We start from the raw sequence: 23,198 nt of genomic DNA, 5'->3' as shown, positions 1-23,198 counted from the left end.
GTCGCATCTCGCTCTGCCGCCGCAAAGCGGCGGGCTGCCCGATGACCTGCCGCCATGGATCCGCCAGCACGGGCCGCGTCAGCACATTTGCCTGCAACCTTGTCGAGGGCCTCGGCAGCATCAACGGCGTCAGTCGCATCAATGGCTGGGAACGCAAGGGCCGCACGATCATCCTGTCGGGCATCGCGACGCCCAATATCGGTTCGTTCGACCTGCCGATCGATTCCTACCGCGACCGCGTCTACGGCAGCACCAAGGACGACATCCGATTTGTGATGGTTCGAGATTGAGTGCGATGGGAGAAGGAGGCATCGAAGCCTCCAGCGCCTCTCGTCGGCGTGCAGGGGCGTCCGGCTTCACTCCATCGCAAGAAGCGCGCTTGCGAGCGTCTGGTCGGCGACGAGGTGGGTCACGAGGCCGCCTTCGATCGCCGCGCGGGTCGCCTGCAGGCGGTCCGCGCCGCAGACGACGAGGAGCCGCTTGCGCGCGGCTTTGAGGTTGTCGATGCTTGCGGCGATGATGCGGTCCTGGGGCTCAAGCGGCATGTCGTTGCCCTTGGCGTCGATGTAGCGGCAGCAGTAGATGCCGACGCTGCCGGCTTTCCGCGCCGCCCGCAGCGCCGCTGGCGTCGCCATGCCGGCGGTGACGAGGTGCGTGTCGTCGGCGACATTGCCCACAGAGGCGATCGTGAGGTCGAGGTCGGCGAGGCGTGCCAGCTGCGTCCTGATCGTGGGTTCGCTGCGAAAGGCCTCGGCCAGCGCCATGGTCGAGACGATTCCCGGCGCATGCAGCGTGAAGCAGCTTGCGTCCAGCTTGTTGGCAACCTCGATGGCGCATATCTCGGAGGCCGGAACGCGGTCTGAGTCCTTGGAGCCGATCAGCTGGCACACTTCTATATCGCTCATCGGGGCGCGCGGCATGGCCTTCGCCATCGCCGCGATCGTCTCGCCCCAGGCGACGCCGATCCTGTCGCCGGCTTCTGCGACATCGAGCACCGCCATCGCCGCGACGCGGGCGACCAGAGGCAGGTTCTCGGCCCTGCCGCCGGCAGACGGCGCGGCTTCGCCGCTTGCCACATAGACATCCTCAAGGCCGTAGCGGGCGCAGAGGTCACGCGACAGCGTCGAGGCGGCGAGGAGCGCGCCGTCGACCTGGATTTCGACGATGCCCTTTTCGCGGCATTCGCGCAGCATGTTGACGACGGTCGCCCGCGAGATCTTGAAACGCCGGGCGATCTCGCCCTGCGTCAGGCCCTCGCCGTAATAGAGAAGGGCGACATTGGAAAGGAGCGCATCCTTTTCGCCGCCGGCCGAAGTGTGACGCTGCGCGTGTTTCATGAGCTAGCTGCTGACGTCCTTGTTTCCCGATTGCCCGTAGTTCTTTCGGAACCAGTTATAGCAGCGGGCCTGCTCTTCGGCAGACAATTCTTCAACGTCTCCGCGCAGCAGGGCGAAATGCGTGGTTTTCGCCGCCTCCTCCAGATACATGGCAATCGACGTGGCCTCTTTTGCAGAGGTTCCCATGGTGAACACGCCATGCGCCTTGACGAGCGCCGCCCAGCCGCCGTCCGCCGCTTCAACCACAGCACGGCCGGTATCAACCTCGCCCGGCGTCGCATAGCGCGAGCAGGGCACGTCCCGGCCGATCATGTGGGTGATCGGCGTGAGCACGGCAGGGATGCGTTCGCCGCGCGCGGCGAAGCTCGTTGCGTAAGGCGAATGGGTGTGGGCGATGCCGAACACATCGTCGCGATGACGGTAGATGTAGAGGTGGACCCCGGTGTCGACCGACGGCTTCATCACGCCGTCGACGATGTTGCCGTCGAGATCAACCACGACCATAGTCTCCGGCGTCAGTTTGGCGAACTTGACGCCCGACGGCTTGATGACGACGAGCCCGGTTTCCGGATCGCGCGCCGACACATTGCCGCCCGAGCCCACCACCAGGCCGGCTGCCGGCAGTTCGTGGTTCTGTTCGCAGACGATCTGCTTGAGCTCTTCCAGCATTATGCAGCCTCCTTGCCGGGAATACCGTGGGGATAGACGACGATCTTCAGTGATTTTTCCGCCTCTACCAGCATGCGAAAGGCCTCGGCGCTGTCTTCAATGCCGAAGCGGTGCGAGATCGCGTCATCCGCCCTGATCCGTCCGGCCTCCAGAAGGCGGATATAGCTGTAGGTGTCGCGGTGGTCTGAGGAATAGCGCGAGGTGACGGTGATCTGGTCGAAATAGGCCTTGTGGCCGTCCTGCACCCAGTCGGTTCCGGGCGGCAGCGGCGCGCCGAGATGCAGGCAACCGCCGGGTTCGACCAGCGCCATCGCCTGATCCCAGGCGGAGGGGAAGGGGGCAATGACGATCACGGTATCGGCGAGCCGGCCATTGTTGAGCGCTCGCATTTCGGCAACCGCATCGGCCGTCTTCGGGTTGATCGTATGGGTCGCGCCGAAGAACCGCGCCTTTTCCAGCCGCCACTCGGAAAAATCGAGCGAGACGACCTTGCCCGCGCCGAAAAGCGGCGCCATGTGGACAAAGCCCTGGCCCATGAACCCCGCCCCGACGACCGCCACAGTGTCGCCCGGCTGGATGTTGCAGACCTTCAGGCCCGACAGCACGCAGGACCAGGGCTCGATCGTCGTCGCCGCCTCGTTGGAAATGCTGTCGGGAAGCTTGTGGGCGTCCATGGCCAGATGCTGGGCCGTGACCCGGTAATATTCGCAGACCCCGCCCGGATCGAGCTTCATCGAGGAGTAGAACGGATCGCGGGTGAAATGACCGCGCAGCGACCAGTGGGAATTGACCCGGCCGACATGATGATTGACGAACAGACGGTCGCCGGGCTTGTAGTCGGTGACGCCTTCGCCGACCTTCACCACTTCGCCGACGGGCTCGTGGCCGAGCACCTTGGGCTGTGCCTTCTTGTACCATGCCATGGTCTCGCCGCCGCAGAGGCCGCAGGCCAGCGTCTTCAGGAGAACCTCGCCGGGGCCGATTACGGGAACGGGCCTGTCTTCCAGCCGGATGTCGTCGAGGGCGTGGTAGACGGCCGCTCGCATCATTGCGTTCATGGGTTCTCCTCCTTCAGGCTGTTGAGGGCGGTCTGCAGGGTGCGCATGGCTGACGAGATCAGCGCGTAGCGGCGGTAGACCGCGCAATATTGTTCGTGGATTTTGGGCCGGGCGCGATAGACGGTGGGCGTCTCCTCGCGCTTCGAAAGGGCAATCGCGTCGCCGAGGCCGGCGGCTGCGGCGCCCAGGCAGGCAGCGCCCCACAGGCCCTGGTCGGAGGCCGGCGAAACCTCGATATCCTGGCCGATCACATCGGCGATGATCTGGCACCAGACCGGGTTTCTCGATCCGCCGCCGGTCAGCTGCACCGGCGCCGGGGGCAGGCCGTCTTCCGCCTCGAAACAATGGCGAAGGCTCATCGCCGTGCCTTCCATGACGGCGCGGCCCATCTCGGCCTTGGTCGTGTCGGCCTTGAGGCCGTGGAACTGGGCGCGGATGTCGGGCGAGACGAAGGGCGCGCGTTCGCCGTTCAGATAGGGCAGAAAGGTCACGCCATTGGCGCCGGGGGGAACATCCTCGACGAGGGCGTTGAGCTTGCCGGCAATCTCGTCAGTTGATTCGCCGCCTAGGCTTTTGGGGTGAAGGGCGGTGAACCAGTCGAAGGCGGCTGCACCGGTTGATGGCGCGAGAATGCGGATGATCGCCTCGCTCGTCGGATGCAGCGCCGATGCGCCGACCGGCTTTTCGGTCGGGGTCACGTGATCGGTGAGAATGTTCACGACGGCCGTCGTGCCCAGGATCATCATTGTCTGGCCCGGCCGGTCGAGACCCATGCCGACAATCATCGCGGCAAGATCGAGTGTTCCCACCGAAACCGGGAGCCCTTCCGGAAGGCCGGTCCTTCGTCCGGCTTCGGCGGACAGTCTGCCGAGTTGCTCCGAAGCGTGCCTGGGGCGCGCAAGAATGCTGCCGAGATCATTGCATTCAAGCAGATCGATCTGGCGCGGGCCGTAGCTGCGGGTCTCGAAATCGATAAGGGGGATGGAGGCATTGGAGAAGTCGGTCGCGATTTCACCGGTGAGCCGGTAGCCGATCCAGTCGGCGCAAGTGAAGGCTGCCCGGGCGCACGCGGCAGCTTCCGGACGGTTTCGGCGCAGCCAGCGCCACAGCATGGCCGAGGTGCCGGGCCACAGGTCGGTGTGGCAGCCGAGACCGACGGCGCCCGCCGCGCCTCTTTGCGTCAGGGTCTCAAGATCGGCGGAGGCGCGGGTATCGTTCCACAGCATGGCGTTGCCGCACGGCTTGCCGGCTTCGTCCATCAGCCAGAGCCCGTCACCCTGGGCGCAGACCCCGAGCGCGGCAAAGGAGGCGCCTTCGCATTTCTCCGACAATTCGCTGAGGCACTCCGTCGTCAGCGTCCAGATCGTTTCCATATCCTGTTCGGCATGGCCCGGCGCGGGGCGCGACACCTTGTTGACGCGGGCAGCATCGGCCACGCATTCGCCCTCCGGCGTGTAGGCGGCGGCCTTGATTGCGGTCGTGCCGACATCCAGTCCTATTCTCAGTTCAGTCACGCATGCTCCTCCATAGATTTCTACAATTGAAATATTTCTTGACTTTTGTAAAGCCAATTGTTTTTGTTCCATGGACACTGCGGTGTCACGGAGTTCCAAGGGAGGAGAACATGAAGAAAATCGTCGCTGCGGCTCTTATGGCCGCTGCTGCAGGACTGTACGCCATTCCGGCTACGGCCCAGGAAGACGGTCTGTCGCTTGAAGGCAAGACCATCGGCGTCGCCGTCGTCGGCACCCAGCACTTCTGGGACCGCGAAGCCTTCAACGGCGCCACCACCACGGTCGAGGAACTTGGCGGCACGGTCGTTCCCGTCGACGGCGGCCGCGACAACCAGGTCCACGCCGACAACCATGATGTGCTCTTGAACCGCGGCGTCGATGCCGTGATCTCGATCCTCGGCGACGGTGCCGTCGAGCCGAAGTTCGAGGCGCTGAAGAGTGCCGGCATTCCCGTCTTCACCGTCGATCATCCCTCGCCCTATTCGACCAATAACACGACGTCCGACAATTACACGATGGGCACGACCATCGGCCGCTACATGGCGGATGCGATCGGCGGCAAGGGCAAGGTCGCCGTCTTCAACGCCTTCGAGGAATCGCTGCGCATCTGCGGCATTCGCACGGGGCTTTGGAAATATGTGCTGCAGGACTATCCGGAAATCGAGATCATCCAGCCGGAACTGGCCGAGGAATTCGCCAATGCGCCGGAGGATGCCCGCCGCCAGACGCTCGATCTCCTGAGCCAGTATCCGGAAGGCACGATCGACGCGATCCATGTCGGCTGCTGGGACCAGCCCGCGATCGGCATCGTACAGGCGCTGGAGGAAACCGGCCGCACCGAGATCAAGGTCACGGCACTGGACGGCGGTCCGGAGACGCTGGAAATCATGGCGGAAGAGGGCAGCCCCTTCGTCGCCAATGTGGCCCAGCAGCCCTATCTGATCGGGGCGACCTCGGCTGAAAACGTCGCGCGCTACTTCGCCGGCGAGGAACTTCTGCCGCAGACCTATGTGGATGTCATGCCGGTAAACGGTCCGGAAGAGGCCCGCCAGGCCTATGAGGACCTGGGTTACGGCAGCCTGAACTAGACTGCTTTCCTGATCAGCGCGGCCGCCCGCAAAGGCGTGGCGGTCGCCCCCTGAAAAGGCAGCGCAAAGAACAATCATATGCGAGGCGAAATGTCCGTTACTGCGTTTCGGCTGAAGGACATCGTCAAGGTTTTTCCCGGCGTCAAGGCGCTCGACGGCGCCAGTCTTGAAGTCCGGCCCGGTGAGGTTCACGGCCTTGTCGGCGAGAACGGCGCGGGAAAATCGACGATCATCAAGGTCCTGGCGGGCATCTACCAGCCCGAGGGCGGCACAATCGAGATCGGCGGAAACGTGCTCGATCCGGCGACCCCGGACAATGTGCATGTCGCCGGCGTCCGCTTCATCCATCAGGAACTGCATCTGGTTCCCCATTTCACGGTGACGGAATCCGTGTTCATGGGGCAGGAGATTGCCGGTCCGTTCGGCCTCGCACGGGGCGCCATGCGGCGCAAGGCCGAAACCTTCCTGCGCGATACGCTGGGCATCGAACTGCCCGGAAACCGGTTGATCCGCGATATCGGCCCGGCAGAGCGCAAGCTCGTGCAGGTCGCCCGCGCGCTGATCGACGGTCATGCGAAAGTCGTGGTGTTTGACGAGCCGACCGCTCCTCTTGCGAGCGAGGAGGTGCTGAAGGTGATGCATGCAATTGCCAGGCTGAAGAGCCGGGGAATCGCTATCCTTTACGTTTCGCACTATCTGAACGAGATCACCGAAATCTGCGACCGGGTGACGGTCTTCCGACAGGGGCGCGATGTCGGCCTGTTCGAGACGGTGACGGACGATATCGCGCCGGAGTTGGTCTCCGCCATGATCGGGCGGGAGCTCTCCGCCTTCTTCCCGGCCAATCGCCGCACCCCTGGCGAAATCGCGCTTCGTATCGAAGGTCTCGGCGACGGCCACGCCTTCGAGGGCATCGACCTTTCCGTCCGTCGCGGCGAGATCTTCGGCATAGCCGGTCTGATCGGCTCGGGCCGCGAGGAACTGGTCGACACGCTTTACGGGCTTCGCCGCGCGGAGGCCGGCACAGTCTCGCTTGACGGCAAGCCGATACAGTTGAAAACGGCGGCGCGGGCGGTCGAGCAGGGCTTCGTGCTGGTGCCGCGCGACCGTCGCCATGACGGGCTGGTGCTGTCGATGACGGTTGAGGAAAACGCGACACTGTCGACGCTCGACGAAAATGCCGCCTTCGGTCTTGTCGACAGGAAGAAGGCGCGGGCGAAGACCGAGGAACTGATCGGCGAACTCGATATCCGCCCGGCCAATCCCGCCGCCGTCACCCGTTTCTTGAGCGGCGGCAACCAGCAGAAGGTGGTTCTCGCCCGCTGGCTCGCCAAGGATGCGCGGGTCTTCATCTTCGACGAGCCGACTGTCGGCGTCGATGTCGGCGCGAAGGCGGAAATCTACCAGTTGATCGAACGGCTCGCCGAGGCCGGCGCGGTGGTTCTCATTTCCTCGTCCGATCCGGTGGAACTGGTCGGCGTCTGCGACCGCGTTGCGGTGATGATGCGCGGCGCGGTCAGCCGCACGATCGATCGCGAGGCGCTGCAGGTCGACCGCCTTGTTGCCGCAACCACGGGCGCGGACGAAAAACGGGAGGCTGCCCATGCTTAGCAGGTCCATCGCCCGCCACCGGCTGATGGCGGAGCTTGTCGGCTTTCTGCCGCTGATCATCTTTCTGGCGCTTCTGACCTATGTCGGGCTCAATGCGCCCAATTTCATGACGCTGTTCAATCTGAAGCTGGTGTTGATGCAGAGCCTGCCGGTCGTCCTGTTGGTGACCGGCCTTTCGGCGGTGGTCATGGCCGGCGGCGATGACGTGGTTTCCGGCGGCATCGATCTTTCGATCCCGGCGACTGCCGTGCTTTGCGCCGGCATCACGGCAGTCCTGCTGGCTTCGGGCCTGTCGCTTTTCGTTGCATCGCTTGCCGCCCTTGCCGCAGCGCTTGCCGCCGGCGCGGTCAACGCCGTCTTGATCACGCGTCTCAGGATGACGCCGCTCCTGACCACGCTTGCCATGTTCGTGGCGCTGGTCGGCATCAACAACATGGTGACGTCGCGGCGACGCATCAACCTGACCGACGGTCATATCGGCCTCTTGCGCGAGGACTTTGTCTTCGGCATTCCGCTCGGCATCGTGATCGTCGCACTCGTCGTTCTCGTCGCCTACCATCTCCTGCACCGCACCCGCTGGGGGCTCAACCTTCAGGCCGCCGGCGGCAGCCGCGACGCGGCGGAGATTTCAGGGCTCAAGGTCGACCGGCTGGTTGCCCAGTCCTATCTGCTCGCGGCCTTCATGGGCTTCCTGACGGGCTTCTTCGTGCTGGCGCGCGGCAATGGCTATTCGCCGGGCGTGGAAAACAATCTCATGCTGGAAATGGTACTGGCCAACTTCCTGGGGGCTGCCTTTTCGCCCCGCCGGGTGGTGACCATGTGGGGCGCGGTGCTCGGCGCCGTTCTGGTCGCAGCCATTTCGATCGGGCTGAAGACCATCGGCGTCAACGTCTTCTGGACCGACCTCGTCAAGGGCGCGCTGATCCTTGTGGTCGTGGCGCTGTCGGCAATTTCGCAAAGGGTGCAGTAATGGCAAGTGAAACCGCAGGCACGCCGCTCTGGCGCGATATTGTCGTCCGGTTCGGGTTCCTCATCGTCTTTGCGCTTTTCGTCGTGTTCTTCGCCGCCTGGAACCCGGTTTTCGTCCAGGGCCAGAACCTGATGAACATCATCGAGGGCTCGGCGATCTTGATGATCATCGCGCTCGGCATGACGCTGATCGTGGCGACCGGCGGCATCGATCTGTCCGTGGGCATCGCGCTCGATTTCGGCGCCGCCTTCGCGATTGTGGCCATGAAGAGCTTCGGCATTCACTGGTTCGGCGCGGCCTGTATCGGCATTGCCGGCGGCGCGCTGGTCGGGCTGTTGAACGCGGCGCTGGTGGTCGGTCTGCGCATCTCTCCGTTTCTGGCGACGCTCGGCACCTTCTTCATCGGCTCTTCCGTGCAACGCATCTTCACCAATGGCGGCGGGCCGATCTCCTATCGTCAGATGCCGGATGAGTTCCGAAGCCTCGCGCTCGGCGATGTCTTCGGCGTCCCTTCCGAGGTGATCATCGCGCTCGTGCTCGCGGCAATCTATTTCTTCGTGCTGGAGCGCTCCGTCTGGGGCCGGCGCATTCATGCCATGGGCATGCAGCGTTCGGCGGCCGTCGTTGCCGGCATCAAGGTCAACCGGATCCTGTTCCTATGCTTTGTCATGGCATCGGCCACCTGCGCGTTCGGCGGGCTGATTGCGGCGGCCAATATCCGCATGTTCACGCCGCTGTCGGGCTTTGCCTATCTGCTCGATGCCATTGCCGCCGTCTTCATCGGCGCGGCGCTTCACCCGCGCGGTCGGCCCAATATTCCGGGCACGGTGGCGGGCGTGCTGTTCCTCGGCGTGGTCACCAACGGGTTGAACCTGATGGGGCTGAACTTCAACACCAAGGACGCGCTGTCCGGCATCATTCTCGTTGCAGCGCTCGCGCTTGCCGTCGCCCAGCGCAACATGCGCAAGAGCTGAGGCCGCGGCGGCCCCGCTCAGGCGGGGCTTAGCCTCAAGCGATCGGCGGACGGTCGATGGAAAGCGCGGGCAGGGGGCGGTCCCATTTTTCCACCCGCACAAGGCAGGTATGGGCGATATTGCCCTGCGACAGGCCCGAGCAACCCTTGTCGATGGTGAGCGCATTGGGGTTGCCATGGACCTCGAGCAGAACGCCGTCGACGATCTGCGGATCGTACCAGGCCCCTGTCGGCAGAAAGACGCAGTCGGGCCTCAGCCCGTCATCGAAGCGAAGCCCTGCAAGGCAGGCGCCGCGTTGGTTGGAGAGGCAGATGATATCGCCTTCGGCCAGTCCGTTGGCGCGCGCCGTTTCGGGATGCAGATAGGCGGCCTCGCGGCCGTGCACCTTGTCGGAAAGGCTTTCCGAGCCGCGATCATTCTGCGAGTGCAGCCGCGTGTCCGGCTGGCCGGAGATCAACTGCAGCATGCCGTCTTCCGCCGCGCCGAGCCATTCGACCGGCGGCATCCATGTCGGGTGGCCGGGGCAGTCGGCAAGCCCCATGGCGGCAATCTTCTCGTTGAAAAGCGTGATCCGGCCGCTTTCGGTGGCAAGCGGAGAACCTTCCGGATCGGCGGCAAAGGCGGACAGGGCGATCCGCACCTCTTCCTCGTCCGGAATATCAAACCGGCCTTCCGCCTTGAACGTCTCGAAATCCGGCAACGCAAAGCCATGGGCCTCGGCCACCTTCCCGGCACGCTCCCAGAGGTGCTCCAGCCATTCGGCAGAGCTCTTTCCCTTGGTGAAGGCCTCGCCAAAACCCATCCGTTCGGCAAGGCGGGCGAAGATGTCGTGGTCGTCCAGTGCCTCGCCCATCGGTTCATCGAGCGCTGACATGTAAATAAGCGCGGGATCGCGCCGGTTCATCATGATGTCGTCGCGCTCCAGCGGCGTCGTGGCCGGCAGCACGATATCGGCGCGGCGCGCGGTTGCCGTCCAGCTGTGCTCGTTGACGATCACGGTTTCGGGGCGCTGCCAGGCTTTTTCCAGCCGGTAAAGGTCCTGGTGATGGTGAAACGGATTGCCGCCGGTCCACCAGACGAGGCGGATATCCGGATAGCTCCGTGTCCCGCCATTATAGGGATACTCCGATCCCGGATTGAGCAGCATGTCGGCAATGCGGGCGACGGGGATAAAGTCGCTGACCGGATTGATGCCCTGCGGCAGGGACGGCCAGGGGATCAGCCGCGTCGGGCGGCCGACCGGCGTGGTGCAGCCATAACCAAAGGCATAGCCCCCGCCCGGCAGGCCGATCTGGCCGATGATCGCGGCAAGCGCCAGCCCGGCCCAGATCGGCTGTTCACCGTGGTCGCCGCGCTGCATCGACCATGTCATCGAGATCAGGCTGCGTTTTTCGGTGAGCTCCAGCGCGGTCTCGCGGATCGTATCGGCCGGAATATCGCAGATATCCGCAGCCCATTCGGCCGACTTCGCCGTACCGTCCGTCTTGCCGGCGAGATAGTCGCGGAATGTGTCATAGCCGCTGGTGCAGCGCTTGAGAAAATCCTCATTCGCCCGTCCGGTGGCGATGATCTCCTGGCAGAGCGCCAGAATGAGCGCAGTATCGGTACCCGGGCGGATTGCCCACCATTCGGCCTTTTCAAGGTCGCCGCGCCGCGGCGAGACCGAGATCAGCCGCGTCTTTCCGTTGGCAAGGTTTTTAAGCCAGGGCGCAACCTCGTGGCGGGACGTGCCGGAGGAGGCGACCTGCGCGGTTCTGGGCGAAATGCCGCCAAAGGCGAGCATGATCTCGCAGGCCCCGCTGACGGAAGGCATGGCCGTCACCTCATCCTGAAAGGCCCGGTTGGAGAGCCCCATAATGTGCGGAAAAAGCACTTCGGCAGCCGCGTGCGAATAGGTTTCGCGCGCGCCGACAAAGCCGCCGGCAAGATTGAGAAAACGACGCATCTGGCTTTGGGCATGGTGAAAGCGTCCGGCGCTCGACCAGCCATAGGAGCCGCCGAAAATCGCGCCATTGCCATACGTTTCGCGCACCCGTGTCAGCTCGCCCGCGCAATGACGGAGCGCCTCGTCCCAGCTGACTTCGACATAGCGGTCGCCCGAGCGCCCCGCTCCGCCATCCCCTTCAAGCCAGCCCTTGCGGATGGCGGGTTTCATGACCCGGCTGTCGCGGTCGCGTGAGGCGCTGGCCCAGCCCTTGCCGATCCGCGAGGGCTGAGGATCGCCCTCGACAGGCAAAAGCGTGCCGGTTTCGCGGTCGATGCGGTAGCTTCCCCAATGGGCGGCCGTATAGGGCATGTGAACCTCACATTTGCGGGTCGAGAATGATCTTGATCTGCACCTCGTCGGGTTCCGGTCGTCGCTCAAGCGCTTCCTCGAAACGGTCCAGCGGATAGCGGTGCGTCACGCAGGCGTCTCCATCTACAAGACCCCGGCTCATCAAGTCCAGCGCCGTGCGATAGGTGAAAGGGGCCAGATGCCCGCCTCTTATGTCGAGCTCCTTGAACTCCCCGAAAATATTGAGGTCGACGGCGACCGGTTTCTTGTAGACGCCGAAGACGACAAGCCGGCCGGCCTTGCGCAGGAGTTCCAGGCCCAGCGTGAAGGCCTGAGTCTGGCCGGAGGCTTCGAGAAAGACATCGGCTCCCCGTCCATCCGTCAAATCCGCCAATGCCGTCTTCAACTCGGGGTCATCCGGGTGGAAAGCCATGTCGGCGCCAAGCGTCAGGGCAAGCCTGCGTTTGGCGGCGCCCGGATTGACGAGAATGAGCTTGCGCGGTGTCTTCAGCCGGGCCGCCTGCAGCATGCCCATGCCGATCGGGCCGGCGCCCGAGACGACGACCACGTCCTCAAAGCCGATATCGGCGCGCTCGACGCCGTGAATGGCGTTTGCCAGCGGCTCGGTAAAGCAGGCGGCCGCGTTGGAGAGGTTTTCCGGCACCTTGTGGATCATGGCGTCGGCCGGATAGATCATGTATTCCGCCCAGCCGCCGTCAAGCGTCGCGCCGATCACATCCATCGAGTCGGCGAGGTGGTAGAGGCCGCGCTGGCGGAAGAAATCATTGCCATAGGTGATGTTGAGTTCGGCCACGGCCCGGTCGCCGACCTTAACGCCATGCCGCTCGTCCGCGCCTTCGCCAAGCTCAACCACCGTACCCGTAAACTCATGGCCGGGCGTGAAGGGGAAGGGCAGCGACCAGGGACCGGAACCGTCCCACATCGCCCGGTCTGCCGCGCAGATGCCGCTTGCATCGACCCTGACCAGAACCTCTCCCGGCTTGGGCTTCGGCACTGCAATTCCCGTCTCCAAACAATGCTGATGGCCAAAGCCGAGGCACCGCACGGCCTTCATTGTCGTCATTCCATCCTCCCTTTTTCTTGCGGCTTCTCCCAAGCCGCGCGGCGGCGAATGTAGTGGCAAAGCCCGCCGACATAAACCGCTTGATTTTTACATTTGACTGAATTAATGACTTTTGTAAAGTTTGAAGGAGGAGCTCAGTGAGAAATTCCAAGTCCACCGAAGAGGTCGCTCTCGGCATTCGCCGCCGCGTTTTCGAGCATTCGATCCGCAATAATGGCGGCTATCTCAGCCAGGCCTGTTCGGCCGGCGAGCAGCTTGCCTGGCTTTACAATGAGGAACTCAATCTAGGCGCGCCGACGCTGCCGATGGTGCCGAAGCCCTTCGAAGGCGTGCCTTCGCCGCAAAATCCCGACTATCATACGGGTGCCGGCTATAACGGCCCGGCAACGCCGGAGTTCGACCGGCTGTTCATCGCGCCCGCCCATTACGCGCTTGTCGCCTACGCGACGCTGATCGAGGTCGGCCGCATGGCGCCCGAAGGGCTTGCCATGTTCAACAAGGATGGGTCCTCCGTCGAGATGATCGGCGCGGAGCATTCGCCGGGCATGGAGGTGCATAACGGCACGCTCGGCATAGGGCTTTCAACGGCGGCGGGGCTCGCCTATGGCCGACGCCGGCGCGGCGATAGCGGGCGCACGTGGGTGTTCATGTCCGACGGCGAAGTGCAGGAGGGGCAGACCTGGGAGGCTGTTCAGGCAGCGGCCTATCACGGCATCGACAATCTTTATGCGATCATGGACGTCAACGACCAGCAATGCGACGGGGCGATGAGCTCGGTCATGGATGTCGGCGATATCCGCACCAAATTCAACGATTTCGGCGCCGTCTGCGTGGAGATCGACGGGCATGATGTCGATGCGATGCGCGAGGCGGTAAAGGAGCCGCATGCGGGCAAGCCGCTGATCATCCTGGCGCGGACAAACCCGTTCAACGCCATGCCGATCCTGGAGGAGCGTTTTCCGCGGCTGCATTACGTGCGGTTCAAATCCGAAGACGAGCGCCAGCGCATGAATGTGTCGATTGCCAAAGACCTTGGCATCGAACCGATCGACTACGCACACTGAGGAGACGGGAAAATGGTAGAAATGGTATCGCGCCCCTATGCGGCGGCATTTGAAAAATTTGCCGCAGGCAATCCCGATATTCTGTGCCTTTCGGCGGATCTGACCTCGTCATGCGAAGTGGACGGGTTTCGCGACCGGCATCCCGATCAGTTCCTTTCGCTCGGCATGGCTGAACAGAACATGATGAGCTTTGCGGGCGGGCTGGGGCTTGCCGGCTTCAGGCCGTTCATCCACACATTCGGCGTCTTCATGTATCGCCGGCCCTATGATCAGTTGATGGCCTCGGTCGCCTATCCCCGCCGCAAGGTGCGGCTGATGGGCTTCCTTCCCGGCGTCACCACGCCCGGCGGCATGACCCACCAGTCGATCGAGGACATTGCGGTGATGCGGTCGATCCCGAACATGACCATCCTGGAAACCGGCGATGCGACCGAGGTGGAAAGCATCTGCGAGGCCGCCGACAGCATTGACGGGCCGGTCTGGTGCCGGGTGCTGCGCGGTTCCGTGCCGCGCCTGTTCGACACGCCCATCAAGGTCGGCGAGATGCGCGAACTGAGCGCCGGCGACGATGTTCTGGTGGTTACCGCAGGCATCACCACGGAAGAGGCGATGCGCGCGCGTTCGGCGCTGAAGAATGCCGGTCTTTCGATCCGCCATCTTCATCTCCACACGATCAAGCCGTTTGACGCGAAGGCATTGCTCGATCATGTCGGCTCGGTGCGCCACGGCGTGATCACGCTGGAAAACCATGTGACAGAAGGCGGCATCGGTTCGCTTGTCGCCGAGACCATGGCTGACGCCGGCGTCGGCAAGCGGCTGATCCGGTTGGGGCTCAAGGACACTTATGCCCATGGCGGCTCGCGCGCCTATCTGATGCGCTACTATGGCCTCGATGCGCTGGCGCTGGTGCGCGGCGTCGAGGATCTTGTGGGCGAAAGCTTCGGCATCGACGAAAGCGATCTGGATTCGGCCCGCGTCGAGGATGTCCACTCGCTGGTCAAGGCGGAGGCGCTTTAGCACCGGCCTAAAGCAGAGCCGGGCGGTTTCGCCCGGCTGCTCTTCGCCCATGCGGCGCTCTGACAGAGGCGACAGGAGCGTTGCGAACTGGTAGAAAGCGTGCATGGAGAAGACGCGCGACATACCGGTTTTCAGCCTGTTCGGAGAGACGACGCCGTTTCCGGATGTCGTTCATTGCGAGCGCTTTCGCGATCGCGCGCCGCTGCATGACTGGCATATCGGCGCCCATCGTCACGGGCAGATGGCGCAGGTCTTCATCATGCATCGCGGCGAGGCGATGATCCGGATCGACGAAGAGACGAGCCTTCTGGGCGACGGGCGGTTTCACTATGTCGCGCCGCAGGTGGTGCACGCGCTCACCATTGCCGGCGGCTCCGACGGCCATGTGATCTCCATCCCGGCCTTCGTGCTTTCAGGCATCGCCTCATCCTCCGCCGAGCTCGGCGAGCGTCTCGCCCGTCCCTTTTGCGGTGCGGCCGATCCGGCAACGCTTGGCATTCTCGGCGAGTTGACCGAGTGCTTCCGTGCCGCCCGGCCCTATCGCAATACGGTGCTGGTCGGCCTCACCCAGGCCTTTCTTGCCGCGATCGCGGCGGGGCAGGCCGATGCGCCTGATCCGGCCGCTTCGGGCTATGAGCGCCAGCGCCGCCGCCTGGATGCGCTGATGGCCGAACATCTTGGCGACCGCTGGCGACCGAAGGATTATGCCCGCGCGTTGTCCATCACCACCGGCCATCTGAGCCGCATTTGTCGGGAAACGGTCGGGCAGAGCGCCACGGATTACATCGAAAACGCCGTCCTTGCCGAGGCCTGCCGCCTGCTCGCCTTTACGCGCGAGCCCGTGGCCGAAATCGGCTACAGGCTCGGCTATCGCGATCCCTCCTATTTCTCGCGCCGGTTCAGGGTGTTGAAGGGGGTGACGCCGAGCGACTATCGCGAACGGTTTTCCACTGCGGCGGATTGAGCGTCAGACAATGCGGCTGAGGTTCTGCTGCATCTTCAAAAGCTGCGGAAGATAGGTCTCGACCAGCGTCTCGGCCGGCTCGGCGGTCACCGCCATGCCGGTGTTTAGCGCGGCGAGCGTCTGGCCGCGCCCATTGATGATGGGAACGGCGATCGAGCGCAGGCCGGTCTCCACTTCCTGGTCGATCAGGGCGAAACCGTCGCGTCGCGCCGCAGCGATCCGCTCCATGATCTCGTCGGGCGAGGAGAGGCTTGCCGGGGTGCGCGGGGAAAGATCCGCGCTTTCGATCCGCGCCCGCGCCTCCGCCTCGGGAAGGGCCGCAAGCAGGACGCGGCCCATGGAGGTGCAGTGGGCGGGTAGTCTGGAACCGGGCATCAGTCCGATAGACATCACCCGCCGCTGCGCCGCGCGCGCGACATAGACGATCTCGGTGCCGTCGAGGATCGCGACCGAGCAGGACTGGCCGATCCGCTCCGACAGCTGGTCGAGCCAGGGCTGGACAAGTTGCGGCAGCGGCAGCGCGTTGAGCGCGCTCATGCCGAGCCTCAGGGCCTGCGGCGTCAGCGCGAAATACTTGCCGTCATAGCTGGCATAGCCCTCGGCATGCAGTGTCAGCAGGCAGCGTCGCGCAGTGGCCCGGTCAAGTCCGGTTGCAGCCGATACCTCGGCGATGGAAAGCCGGGGCGTTTCCGCGCCGAAACAGGTGATGACGCGCAGGCCCTTGGCGAAGGAGGCAATGGTATCGGTCGGCCTGTCCATGGTCGGTCCTGTGTGCACAATGCGAACAACAGCCGCATTGTGCATGGCGCAGCCGTTCCCGGCAAGCGTCAGAAAGCTAGAGCCGGACGGGCTGGGGCGCTGCCAGGACGTGGCGTTTCAGCGTGGACACGGCGGCATCTTCGGGAGCGGCGGCTGCGATGCGGCACCAGGCGGCCCTGTAGAAGAGGTTGGCGGTCAGCAATGCAAAATCATGGGCCTCTTGCGACGGATCATCGGCGGCGACAAGTCGCGCGCGCCAGTCCTGCCAGGCGGACAGAAGTGTGATTACCTCCGTCTCGTCGCCGGCGAGCTCACAGATCAAGGCGGCAAAGGCGTCGGCCCCCGCGCCGCCGGCAAAACGCAGGCCGCGCGTTGCCGTTGTCAGCGCGTGAATGCCGTTCGCGCCTTCATAGATGGCGGTGATGCGGGCATCGCGCCAGACCTGCGACAGGCCGTACTCCGTCAGATAGCCATAGCCGCCGAGCACCTGGATGCCGAGATCGGCGGCGCGGATGCCGGCCTCGGAGGAAAACAGCTTGCACACGGGGGTCAGGAAATCGACGAGCGCCGGGCGGGCGCCAAGGGCCATTTCCACCAGCGCCACATGGCACATGGCGCGGCTGCCGAGGGCGAGCGCCCGTTGTTCGTCGAGCATCCGTCGCACATCGGCATGGTCCGAGAGCATGGCCGGGCTGCCATCGGGTTTGCGGCCCTGCTGGCGTTCGCCGGCATAGGCTGTCGCAATCGCCGAGGCCCGCGCGGCATGGGCGACGCCCTGCAGTGAAACGTCGATGCGCGCATGGTTCATCACCGTGAACATCGCCTTCAGGCCTTCTCCCTCGACGCCGATCAGTTCGGCCGGCGTGTCGTCGAACGCCATCTGGCATGTGGGCGAGGCGTGGAGACCGAGCTTCTCCTCGATTCGCGTGATCTTGATCGCGTCGCCGGCGCTGTTCTTGTCGCACAGGAAGAGGGAGAGGCCCTTCACCCCGTCCTCGGTCGCGCCCGTGCGGGCGAGAACGAGATGCAGTATGTTATCGGAAAGGTCCTGATCGCCGCCGGAAATGAAGATCTTCTCGCCGTTCAGCCGCCAGGCATCGCCGTCCCTGCGGCCCGTGGTGCGGATGCGGCCGAGGTCGGAACCGGCGCCAGGCTCGGTCAGGCACATGGTCGACAGCGTCTCTCCCGAGATCAGCGACGGGATCCAGTCCTGTTGCTGTTTTTCGGTGCCGAAGCGCAACAGCGTCTCGACGGCTGCCGGCACCAGGCTCGAGACCATTTGCAGCGCGTGGTTGGCGCCGGAGAAGATTTCCGAAACGGCGGATGCGATGACCGGCGAAAGCCCCATGCCGCCGAAATCTTCCGGCGCGGTGAGCCCCTGCCAGCCGCCGTCCGCCAGCTGGCGAAAGGCATCGGCGAAGCCTTCCGGCATCTTAACCCGGCCATCTTCCAGGCGGCAGCCCTCGGCATCGCCCGCGGCGTTGATCGGGGCGATCACCCCTTCGGCAAAATCGGCAAAATGGCCGATGATCTCGGAGGCGAGCCCCTCGTCCCAGTCGGGGAGACGGTCGGCGCGGGCGACATCGCGCAGCGAGAACAGGATATCGTCAACGGAAGCAGAAAACGGGATCATTTCAGGCCTCCACGCCCAGAAGACGCATGGCGTTTTCCTTCAGGATCAGCGGCCGCACCTCGTCGCGAAAGGCCGCCGTGTCGAAGGCGTCGAGCCATTTTTCCGGCGCGATCATCGGCCAGTCCGAGCCGAACAGCATCTTCTTTTTTAGCAAGGTATTGGCGTAGCGCACCAGGATTTCCGGGAAATATTTCGGGCTCCAGCCGGAGAGATCAATATAGACATTCGGCTTGTGCTGGGCGACCGACAGGCTCTCCTCCTGCCAGGGGAAGGAGGGATGAGCGAGAATGATCGGCATGTCGGGAAAATCGACCGCGACATCGTCGATATACATCGGATCGGAGTATTTCAGCCGCATGCCGTTGCCGCCTTTCATGCCGGAACCGACGCCGGTCTGGCCGGTGTGAAACAGCGCGGGCTTGCCGGTCTCTGCAATCGCTTCATAAAGCGGATAGGCCATCCGGTCATTGGGGTAGAAGCCCTGCATGGTTGGGTGGAACTTGAAGCCCTGGACGCCGTGGTTCTCGACCAGATCGCGGGCCTCCCGCGCGCCGAGCTTGCCCTTGGCCGGGTCGATGGAGGCGAAGGGAATGAGGATATCGCTTTCCTTGGCGCAGGCCTCGGCGACCTCGTAATTGTTGTAGCGGCGGTAGCCGGTCTCGCGTTCGGCATCGACGGGGAAGATTACCGCGGCGATGTTCATCTTGCGGTAGTGCGCGGCCGTTTCCGGAATGGTCGGCGGATGCGACCAGGGCGCGTTGAAATATTTCGCCATCGCCGACTGCAGATCGTCATAGCCGTCATCGGCGTGGCAGCCGCAGCTTTCTTCGGCGTGGGTATGGAAATCGATGGCGCGAACCTTGGAGAAATCAACCATGTCTTTGTCCTTCAGACCCGGATGAGGGCCGGGTCCTGGTTATCATAGAGCCGTTCGAGAAGTTCCGCACGGCGGGTGATGATCTTGCGCGTGTTGAGCGATCCCTTGTCGGTGACTTCGCCATCCTTCAGGCTCGGCGGTTCGGCGAGAATGATGGCGCGGGCGATGCGCCGGGCCGAACCCGTGGCCTTGCGCGCCAGAAGCCGAAGCTCCCAGTGGATTGCGGCCTGCAGATGCGCGTCGATGACCGCGCCCTCCGACGTGTTGCCGTCATGCACGGCATCGGGATTGGGAAAGATGAAAAGACCGATCTCGCCGCGGTCGTGGCCGCAGACGACGACGTCGCGCACCTGGCCCTTCAGCGCCTCCAGCGCTTCCAGGCGAAGCTTTCCGGCCTGCACCCAGGTGCCCGTCATCAGCTTGAAATCCTCGGAGACGCGGCCATCGAAATAAAGGCCCCGGTCGTAATCGTCGGGGTCGACGAAGCGCAGCGCGTCGCCGGTGATGAGGAAGCCTTCCTCATCGAAGCTTTCGGCTGTCTTCTCAGGGTCGCCGAAATAGCCGGGCATGACGTTGATGCCCTTGACCCTCAGTTCGCAGCGCATTTCCGCGTCGGGTATCAGTTTGACTTCGGTTCCGGGAAGCGGCACGCCGACCACCCCGGAACGGCCGATCTGCTCGTGCAGCATGATGGTTGCAGGCGCAGTCTCCGTCATGCCCCAGGAAGCGATCATCAGCGGCAGGCGACCCTGCACCTCCATCGCCATGTCTTCAAGCCGCGTCCAGATGTCCTGCGGCAGCGAGGCGCCGGCGTAAAACAGCATGTCGAGGTCGCTGAAGAAGGCTTCGCGCAGGTGAAGGTCCTTCTCCATGGCGTGGACCAGCATGGAAAAGCCAACCGGCACATTGAAGGCGAGATTACCCGGATGCATCTTGATGTTCTCGATGCTCGTGCCAATGTCGCGCGCTGTCGGTTTGCCGTGGTCGATATAGAGGCTGCCGCCATGGGCGAGCATCATGTTGACATTGTGCGAGCCGCCGAAAACGTGGTTCCACGGCAACCAGTCGCAAATGACCGGCGGACGCTCCTTCAGGAAAGGCAGGACCGAGGCCATCTGGCTCTGATTGGCGCACATCATCCGCTGGGTCGTCATCACCGCCTTGGGGTTGGAGGTCGATCCGGAGGTGAAAAGCAGTTTCGCCAGCGTGTCGGGCCCGACCCTGGCATGGGCGGCTTCCAGATCGACCGCCGGATCGCCCCGCATCAGGTCGGAAAAGGCAATCACGGCGCGCGGCGCGCCTTCGGTCCTTACCGCGACCACGGGAATATGATCGAACTCCGGCCGCGAAAGGGCGGCAGCGAACTTGCCGGCGTCATCGACGAAGGCGAGCGCCGGGTTGATCTTGGCGATCGCATAGGCGAGCCGGCCGTGGGCTTCCTCGATCAGAGAATATTGTTCGGCAAGCGGGGCCGTCGGAATGCCGGCATATTGAGCGGCAAACGACAGGAGCGCGTGATCGACGCCGTTGCCGGACATGATCAGGATCGGCCGTTCCGACCCGAAGCCGCGCGCAATAAGGCCCGCGGCAAGCGCGCGCACCATCTCCAGCACGTCCTGGTAGCCATGCTCGCGCCAGCCGTCGCCCGACCTTTCGGCGAGGAAGGTGCGGTCCGGCGCGTCCCGCGCCCATGTCTCCAGCCATTCGCCGGTATGGCGGACAACCGGGTCAAGCGGCACGTTGGATGTGGCCAAAAGCGTGCCGTCGCTGCGTGTTTCGATGTGCACCGAATGCGCGACCAGCGTCAGGTCCTTTGCGCGAGCTTCCATGTCTCATCCTCCCGAGGGTTTCCGGCAGACAAAGCCGCGGACCTCCTCTCCTCTCGATATGTTCGCTGACGGCGAAAGGCCTCCTCCGACCCTTCGCGCTTCTTCAAAGCGCGCGGCTCACCCGCTGGAGCAGGCTCAGGAGGAGCGCGCGCTCTTTCTCATCCAGGACGGGGCCGAACAGCGCGGCCTCATGCGCGGTCGCCACGGCGCGGGCCTTCTCCCATAATCGACGACCCTTCGGCGTGGCGCGCAGCGCATAGGTGCGCCTGTCACCGGGCACGCGGTTGCGCGAAATCAGGTCGTCGCCTTCCAGTGAATCGACCAGCACCACCATGCCCGAGCGTTCCAGCTTCAGGACCTGGGCAAGTTGAGACTGTGAGATATCCGGGTTTTCGACGACGACCGAGAGCGCCGAAAAGGTCGCGACCTTGAGGCCGAGCGGCTCCAGCACGCGATGCAGGTCCTCGCGGACAACGATGAAGCTCCGCTTCATGTTGTAGCCTATGAACGCGCGCAGCATGTCGTCGGTCGCGGCCGGCGCGTTGCGGTCGCCCTCTGCCGGGTCGTTTTTCTCTGGTCTTGCCATGTCTGTCCTCTCTCTCAGCCCGCGACGATGTCCACGAGCCAGAAGCTGAGCGCCGGAAATGCGATCAGCAGGATGATCCGCAACAACTCCGACAGGATGAAGGGTATGGTGCCGCCGAAGATGGTCTTCAGCGGTATGTGTTTCGCCATGGACGAGATGACGAAGAGATTCATGCCGACCGGCGGCGTGATCATCCCCACCTCGACCACCACAAGCGTGATGATGCCGAACCACAACGCCGTGTGCTCGGGGGTCAGGCCGAAGTCAAGCGCCATGACCGTCGGAAAGAAGACCGGCACGGTAAGCAGGATCATTGACAGGCTGTCCATCACGCAGCCCATGACGAGGTAGAAGAGCACGATCGCCAGCATCACCGTCATCGGCGGCAGGCCCGACTGCGCGAACCATGCGGCGATGTCGGTCGGCATGCGGCTCAGCGCCAGTGCCACGTTGAAGATATCCGCGCCGAAGACGATGGCGAAGATCATTGCCGAGGCTGCGGCGGTGTCGATCAGCGAGCCGATCAGGTCGCGGACTGTGAGACCTCCCGTCAGGACGCCGACCAGCAATGTCAGCACCACGCCCACCGATGCGCCCTCGGCAGGCGTGAAGAAGCCGCCATAGATGCCGCCGAGCACGACGACGAAGATGCCGACGATGTGCCAGATGCCGAGCACGGCGCGGAGACGCTCGCGATAGGGCACAGGGTCATGGTTCGGCCCCTGTTCGGGGAAGAGCCGGACGAACACCGCAATCGCGATGAAGAAGCCGATGACGGCGAGCGTCGCCGGAATGGTTGCCGCCAGGAACAGCTTGACGATGTTCTGCTCGGTCAGAAGCGCATAGATGATCAGCACTACCGAGGGCGGAATGAGGATGCCGAGCGTGCCGCCGGCGGCCAGCGAGCCGGCGGACAACGCGCCGGAATAGCCGTGCTTGCGCATTTCCGGGAGCGCCACGCGGGCCATGGTCGAGGCGGTGGCGAGCGAGGAGCCCGAGATCGAGCCGAACATGGCGCAGCCAGCGACCGCCGCCATGGCAAGCCCGCCGCGAAAATGCCCGATCCAGGCATTCGAAGCGCCGAAGAGTTTCGCGGAAATGCCGCTGCGGGTGGCGATGTGACCCATCAGGATGAAGAGCGGTACGATCGCCAGCTCATAGGACATGAACTTGTCGACCCAGGCGGTGTCGAGATAGAAGATGAGGCTCGAGGCGCCGCCGAGCAGGATGTAGCCCGCCGCGCCGACGCCGCCCATGGCAAGCGCGATCGGCATTCTGAGGAAGATCAGCGCCAGCAGGATGACGATCATGCCGAGCGCGATGGTCATCGGTTCCATCACGCGCCCTCCGTCATGGGATCGGTTGCGCGGCCGTTGACCAGATCGTCAATGCCAATGATGAAGGCGACGAGCGCCGAAAGCCCTGTTCCGGCGACGGCGGGCAGATAGATCAGCCACAGGGGAAAGCCGAGCAGCATGGTGCGGTCGCCATAGCCGTGGATTGTCTCCAGACCGTGGGTCAGCCGCCAGCAGATGACCGACCAGCCGAGCCCGAACAGAACGGTCCAGAAACCGTCGAGACGACGCTGGCCGGCGGCGGGAAGCCAGTTGGTGAACAGATCGACCATCACATGGCCCTTCGTGAACTGGCAGTAGGGTAGGAACAGCGAGGCGCAGGCCGCGCAGACGAGCTCGACCGCCTCGAAATCGCCGCGGATGCCGCCGAAGCCGAAAATGCGCATCAGCACGGAAAGCGTGACCATCAGCGCTGCAGCGAAGGCTGCGAGCCCGCCCGCGCCGGCCGCGACAAGGCAAAGCCGGTAGAGCCAGGCGAAGCGGGGGCGCGATGCCCCCCGCTTCGTGAGGCCGGATGGGGTTTTCTCCGCCATC

At 64.0% G+C, this 23,198-nt stretch carries 21 protein-coding genes; 8 read left to right on the top strand and 13 right to left on the bottom strand.

Features of this window, described 5'->3' with window-relative positions:
- Window positions 1-41 precede the first annotated feature (41 nt).
- The gene (locus tag JET14_RS17660; RefSeq protein ID WP_200335232.1) at window positions 42-290 is read left to right on the top strand and encodes a hypothetical protein; all 249 of its coding nucleotides are present in this window, start codon (window positions 42-44) and stop codon (window positions 288-290) included.
- Window positions 291-356: 66 nt separating this feature from the next.
- On the opposite strand, the gene JET14_RS17655 is transcribed toward JET14_RS17660, so the two are convergent.
- Genes JET14_RS17655 through JET14_RS17640 form a run of 4 tightly spaced genes read right to left on the bottom strand, consistent with a single transcriptional unit; the run spans window position 357 to window position 4,578 of the window.
- Window positions 357-1,337 carry a sugar-binding transcriptional regulator gene (locus JET14_RS17655; RefSeq protein ID WP_200335230.1) on the bottom strand — a complete coding sequence of 327 codons (981 nt, stop codon included), beginning with the start codon at window positions 1,335-1,337 and terminating at the stop codon, window positions 357-359.
- A gap of 3 nt (window positions 1,338-1,340) precedes the next feature.
- Window positions 1,341-2,006: a class II aldolase/adducin family protein gene (locus JET14_RS17650; protein ID WP_200335228.1), complete on the bottom strand. Its 666-nt coding sequence runs from the start codon at window positions 2,004-2,006 to the stop codon at window positions 1,341-1,343.
- On the bottom strand, window positions 2,006-3,064 hold the full coding sequence (locus JET14_RS17645) for an alcohol dehydrogenase catalytic domain-containing protein (RefSeq protein ID WP_200335226.1): 1,059 nt from the start codon (window positions 3,062-3,064) through the stop codon (window positions 2,006-2,008). The genes JET14_RS17650 and JET14_RS17645 overlap by 1 nt, the downstream gene beginning before the upstream one ends.
- A complete protein-coding gene (locus JET14_RS17640; protein ID WP_200335224.1) occupies window positions 3,061-4,578 on the bottom strand; it encodes an FGGY-family carbohydrate kinase in 1,518 nt (505 codons plus the stop codon). Before JET14_RS17640 ends, JET14_RS17645 begins: the two co-directional genes overlap by 4 nt.
- A 110-nt stretch (window positions 4,579-4,688) precedes the next feature.
- Between JET14_RS17640 and JET14_RS17635 the strand changes: the two genes are divergently transcribed.
- The 4 genes from JET14_RS17635 (at window position 4,689) to JET14_RS17620 (ending at window position 9,221) form a co-directional block, all read left to right on the top strand.
- The gene (locus JET14_RS17635; protein ID WP_200335222.1) at window positions 4,689-5,666 is read left to right on the top strand and encodes a sugar ABC transporter substrate-binding protein; all 978 of its coding nucleotides are present in this window, start codon (window positions 4,689-4,691) and stop codon (window positions 5,664-5,666) included.
- A 90-nt stretch (window positions 5,667-5,756) separates the two neighbouring features.
- Window positions 5,757-7,277 carry a sugar ABC transporter ATP-binding protein gene (locus JET14_RS17630; protein ID WP_200335220.1) on the top strand — a complete coding sequence of 507 codons (1,521 nt, stop codon included), beginning with the start codon at window positions 5,757-5,759 and terminating at the stop codon, window positions 7,275-7,277.
- The gene (locus JET14_RS17625) at window positions 7,270-8,247 is read left to right on the top strand and encodes an ABC transporter permease (protein WP_200335218.1); all 978 of its coding nucleotides are present in this window, start codon (window positions 7,270-7,272) and stop codon (window positions 8,245-8,247) included. The genes JET14_RS17630 and JET14_RS17625 overlap by 8 nt, the downstream gene beginning before the upstream one ends.
- Entirely contained in the window at window positions 8,247-9,221 is a 975-nt protein-coding gene (locus JET14_RS17620; RefSeq protein WP_200335216.1) for an ABC transporter permease, read from the top strand. Before JET14_RS17625 ends, JET14_RS17620 begins: the two co-directional genes overlap by 1 nt.
- A gap of 34 nt (window positions 9,222-9,255) precedes the next feature.
- Here the strand turns inward: JET14_RS17620 and JET14_RS17615 are convergent, their stop codons facing one another.
- Entirely contained in the window at window positions 9,256-11,517 is a 2,262-nt protein-coding gene (locus tag JET14_RS17615) for a molybdopterin-dependent oxidoreductase (protein ID WP_200335214.1), read from the bottom strand.
- Between the two features lie 7 nt (window positions 11,518-11,524).
- Window positions 11,525-12,511 carry an alcohol dehydrogenase catalytic domain-containing protein gene (locus tag JET14_RS17610; RefSeq protein WP_200335213.1) on the bottom strand — a complete coding sequence of 329 codons (987 nt, stop codon included), beginning with the start codon at window positions 12,509-12,511 and terminating at the stop codon, window positions 11,525-11,527.
- 206 nt (window positions 12,512-12,717) lie between these two features.
- Between JET14_RS17610 and JET14_RS17605 the strand changes: the two genes are divergently transcribed.
- From JET14_RS17605 to JET14_RS17595, 3 genes are all read left to right on the top strand, one after another.
- Entirely contained in the window at window positions 12,718-13,644 is a 927-nt protein-coding gene (locus JET14_RS17605; RefSeq protein ID WP_200335212.1) for a transketolase, read from the top strand.
- Window positions 13,645-13,656: 12 nt separating this feature from the next.
- Window positions 13,657-14,661, top strand: coding sequence for a transketolase family protein (locus JET14_RS17600; protein WP_200335211.1), 1,005 nt, complete (start codon window positions 13,657-13,659; stop codon window positions 14,659-14,661).
- A 103-nt stretch (window positions 14,662-14,764) separates the two neighbouring features.
- Window positions 14,765-15,625, top strand: a complete 861-nt coding sequence (locus tag JET14_RS17595) for a helix-turn-helix domain-containing protein (RefSeq protein ID WP_200335210.1) — start codon at window positions 14,765-14,767, stop codon at window positions 15,623-15,625.
- Between the two features lie 3 nt (window positions 15,626-15,628).
- Here JET14_RS17595 and JET14_RS17590 read toward each other — a convergent pair whose 3' ends face one another.
- The 7 genes from JET14_RS17590 to JET14_RS17560 form a co-directional block, all read right to left on the bottom strand.
- Window positions 15,629-16,384, bottom strand: coding sequence for an IclR family transcriptional regulator domain-containing protein (locus JET14_RS17590; protein ID WP_200335209.1), 756 nt, complete (start codon window positions 16,382-16,384; stop codon window positions 15,629-15,631).
- 76 nt (window positions 16,385-16,460) lie between these two features.
- On the bottom strand, window positions 16,461-18,017 hold the full coding sequence (locus JET14_RS17585) for an acyl-CoA dehydrogenase family protein (RefSeq protein WP_200335207.1): 1,557 nt from the start codon (window positions 18,015-18,017) through the stop codon (window positions 16,461-16,463).
- A gap of 1 nt (window position 18,018) precedes the next feature.
- Complete coding sequence (locus JET14_RS17580; protein ID WP_200335205.1) at window positions 18,019-18,894, bottom strand: amidohydrolase family protein; 876 nt, start codon at window positions 18,892-18,894, stop codon at window positions 18,019-18,021.
- Window positions 18,895-18,905: 11 nt separating this feature from the next.
- Window positions 18,906-20,723: a feruloyl-CoA synthase gene (locus JET14_RS17575; RefSeq protein WP_200335203.1), complete on the bottom strand. Its 1,818-nt coding sequence runs from the start codon at window positions 20,721-20,723 to the stop codon at window positions 18,906-18,908.
- A 103-nt stretch (window positions 20,724-20,826) separates the two neighbouring features.
- The gene (locus JET14_RS17570; RefSeq protein WP_246750364.1) at window positions 20,827-21,309 is read right to left on the bottom strand and encodes a MarR family winged helix-turn-helix transcriptional regulator; all 483 of its coding nucleotides are present in this window, start codon (window positions 21,307-21,309) and stop codon (window positions 20,827-20,829) included.
- 14 nt (window positions 21,310-21,323) lie between these two features.
- Window positions 21,324-22,646 carry a TRAP transporter large permease gene (locus JET14_RS17565; RefSeq protein WP_200335201.1) on the bottom strand — a complete coding sequence of 441 codons (1,323 nt, stop codon included), beginning with the start codon at window positions 22,644-22,646 and terminating at the stop codon, window positions 21,324-21,326.
- Window positions 22,646-23,197, bottom strand: coding sequence for a TRAP transporter small permease (locus JET14_RS17560; protein WP_200335199.1), 552 nt, complete (start codon window positions 23,195-23,197; stop codon window positions 22,646-22,648). The genes JET14_RS17565 and JET14_RS17560 overlap by 1 nt, the downstream gene beginning before the upstream one ends.
- Between the last annotated feature and the right edge of the window lies 1 nt (window position 23,198).

The sequence above is a fragment of the Martelella lutilitoris genome, assembly GCF_016598595.1.
GTDB lineage: Bacteria > Pseudomonadota > Alphaproteobacteria > Rhizobiales > Rhizobiaceae > Martelella > Martelella lutilitoris_A.
Note: the sequence above shows the minus strand (reverse complement) of the source record. Positions and strands in the feature narration are given on the sequence as shown.

Coding starts and splice junctions, on each gene's coding strand:
- JET14_RS17660 (WP_200335232.1), top strand. CDS start 42: ATGACCTGCCGCCATGGATCCGCCAGCACGGGCCGCGTCAGCACATTT.
- JET14_RS17655 (WP_200335230.1), bottom strand. CDS start 1,337: ATGAAACACGCGCAGCGTCACACTTCGGCCGGCGGCGAAAAGGATGCG.
- JET14_RS17650 (WP_200335228.1), bottom strand. CDS start 2,006: ATGCTGGAAGAGCTCAAGCAGATCGTCTGCGAACAGAACCACGAACTG.
- JET14_RS17645 (WP_200335226.1), bottom strand. CDS start 3,064: ATGAACGCAATGATGCGAGCGGCCGTCTACCACGCCCTCGACGACATC.
- JET14_RS17635 (WP_200335222.1), top strand. CDS start 4,689: ATGAAGAAAATCGTCGCTGCGGCTCTTATGGCCGCTGCTGCAGGACTG.
- JET14_RS17630 (WP_200335220.1), top strand. CDS start 5,757: ATGTCCGTTACTGCGTTTCGGCTGAAGGACATCGTCAAGGTTTTTCCC.
- JET14_RS17625 (WP_200335218.1), top strand. CDS start 7,270: ATGCTTAGCAGGTCCATCGCCCGCCACCGGCTGATGGCGGAGCTTGTC.
- JET14_RS17620 (WP_200335216.1), top strand. CDS start 8,247: ATGGCAAGTGAAACCGCAGGCACGCCGCTCTGGCGCGATATTGTCGTC.
- JET14_RS17615 (WP_200335214.1), bottom strand. CDS start 11,517: ATGCCCTATACGGCCGCCCATTGGGGAAGCTACCGCATCGACCGCGAA.
- JET14_RS17600 (WP_200335211.1), top strand. CDS start 13,657: ATGGTAGAAATGGTATCGCGCCCCTATGCGGCGGCATTTGAAAAATTT.
- JET14_RS17595 (WP_200335210.1), top strand. CDS start 14,765: ATGGAGAAGACGCGCGACATACCGGTTTTCAGCCTGTTCGGAGAGACG.
- JET14_RS17590 (WP_200335209.1), bottom strand. CDS start 16,384: ATGGACAGGCCGACCGATACCATTGCCTCCTTCGCCAAGGGCCTGCGC.
- JET14_RS17585 (WP_200335207.1), bottom strand. CDS start 18,017: ATGATCCCGTTTTCTGCTTCCGTTGACGATATCCTGTTCTCGCTGCGC.
- JET14_RS17580 (WP_200335205.1), bottom strand. CDS start 18,894: ATGGTTGATTTCTCCAAGGTTCGCGCCATCGATTTCCATACCCACGCC.
- JET14_RS17575 (WP_200335203.1), bottom strand. CDS start 20,723: ATGGAAGCTCGCGCAAAGGACCTGACGCTGGTCGCGCATTCGGTGCAC.
- JET14_RS17570 (WP_246750364.1), bottom strand. CDS start 21,309: ATGGCAAGACCAGAGAAAAACGACCCGGCAGAGGGCGACCGCAACGCG.
- JET14_RS17565 (WP_200335201.1), bottom strand. CDS start 22,646: ATGGAACCGATGACCATCGCGCTCGGCATGATCGTCATCCTGCTGGCG.
- JET14_RS17560 (WP_200335199.1), bottom strand. CDS start 23,197: ATGGCGGAGAAAACCCCATCCGGCCTCACGAAGCGGGGGGCATCGCGC.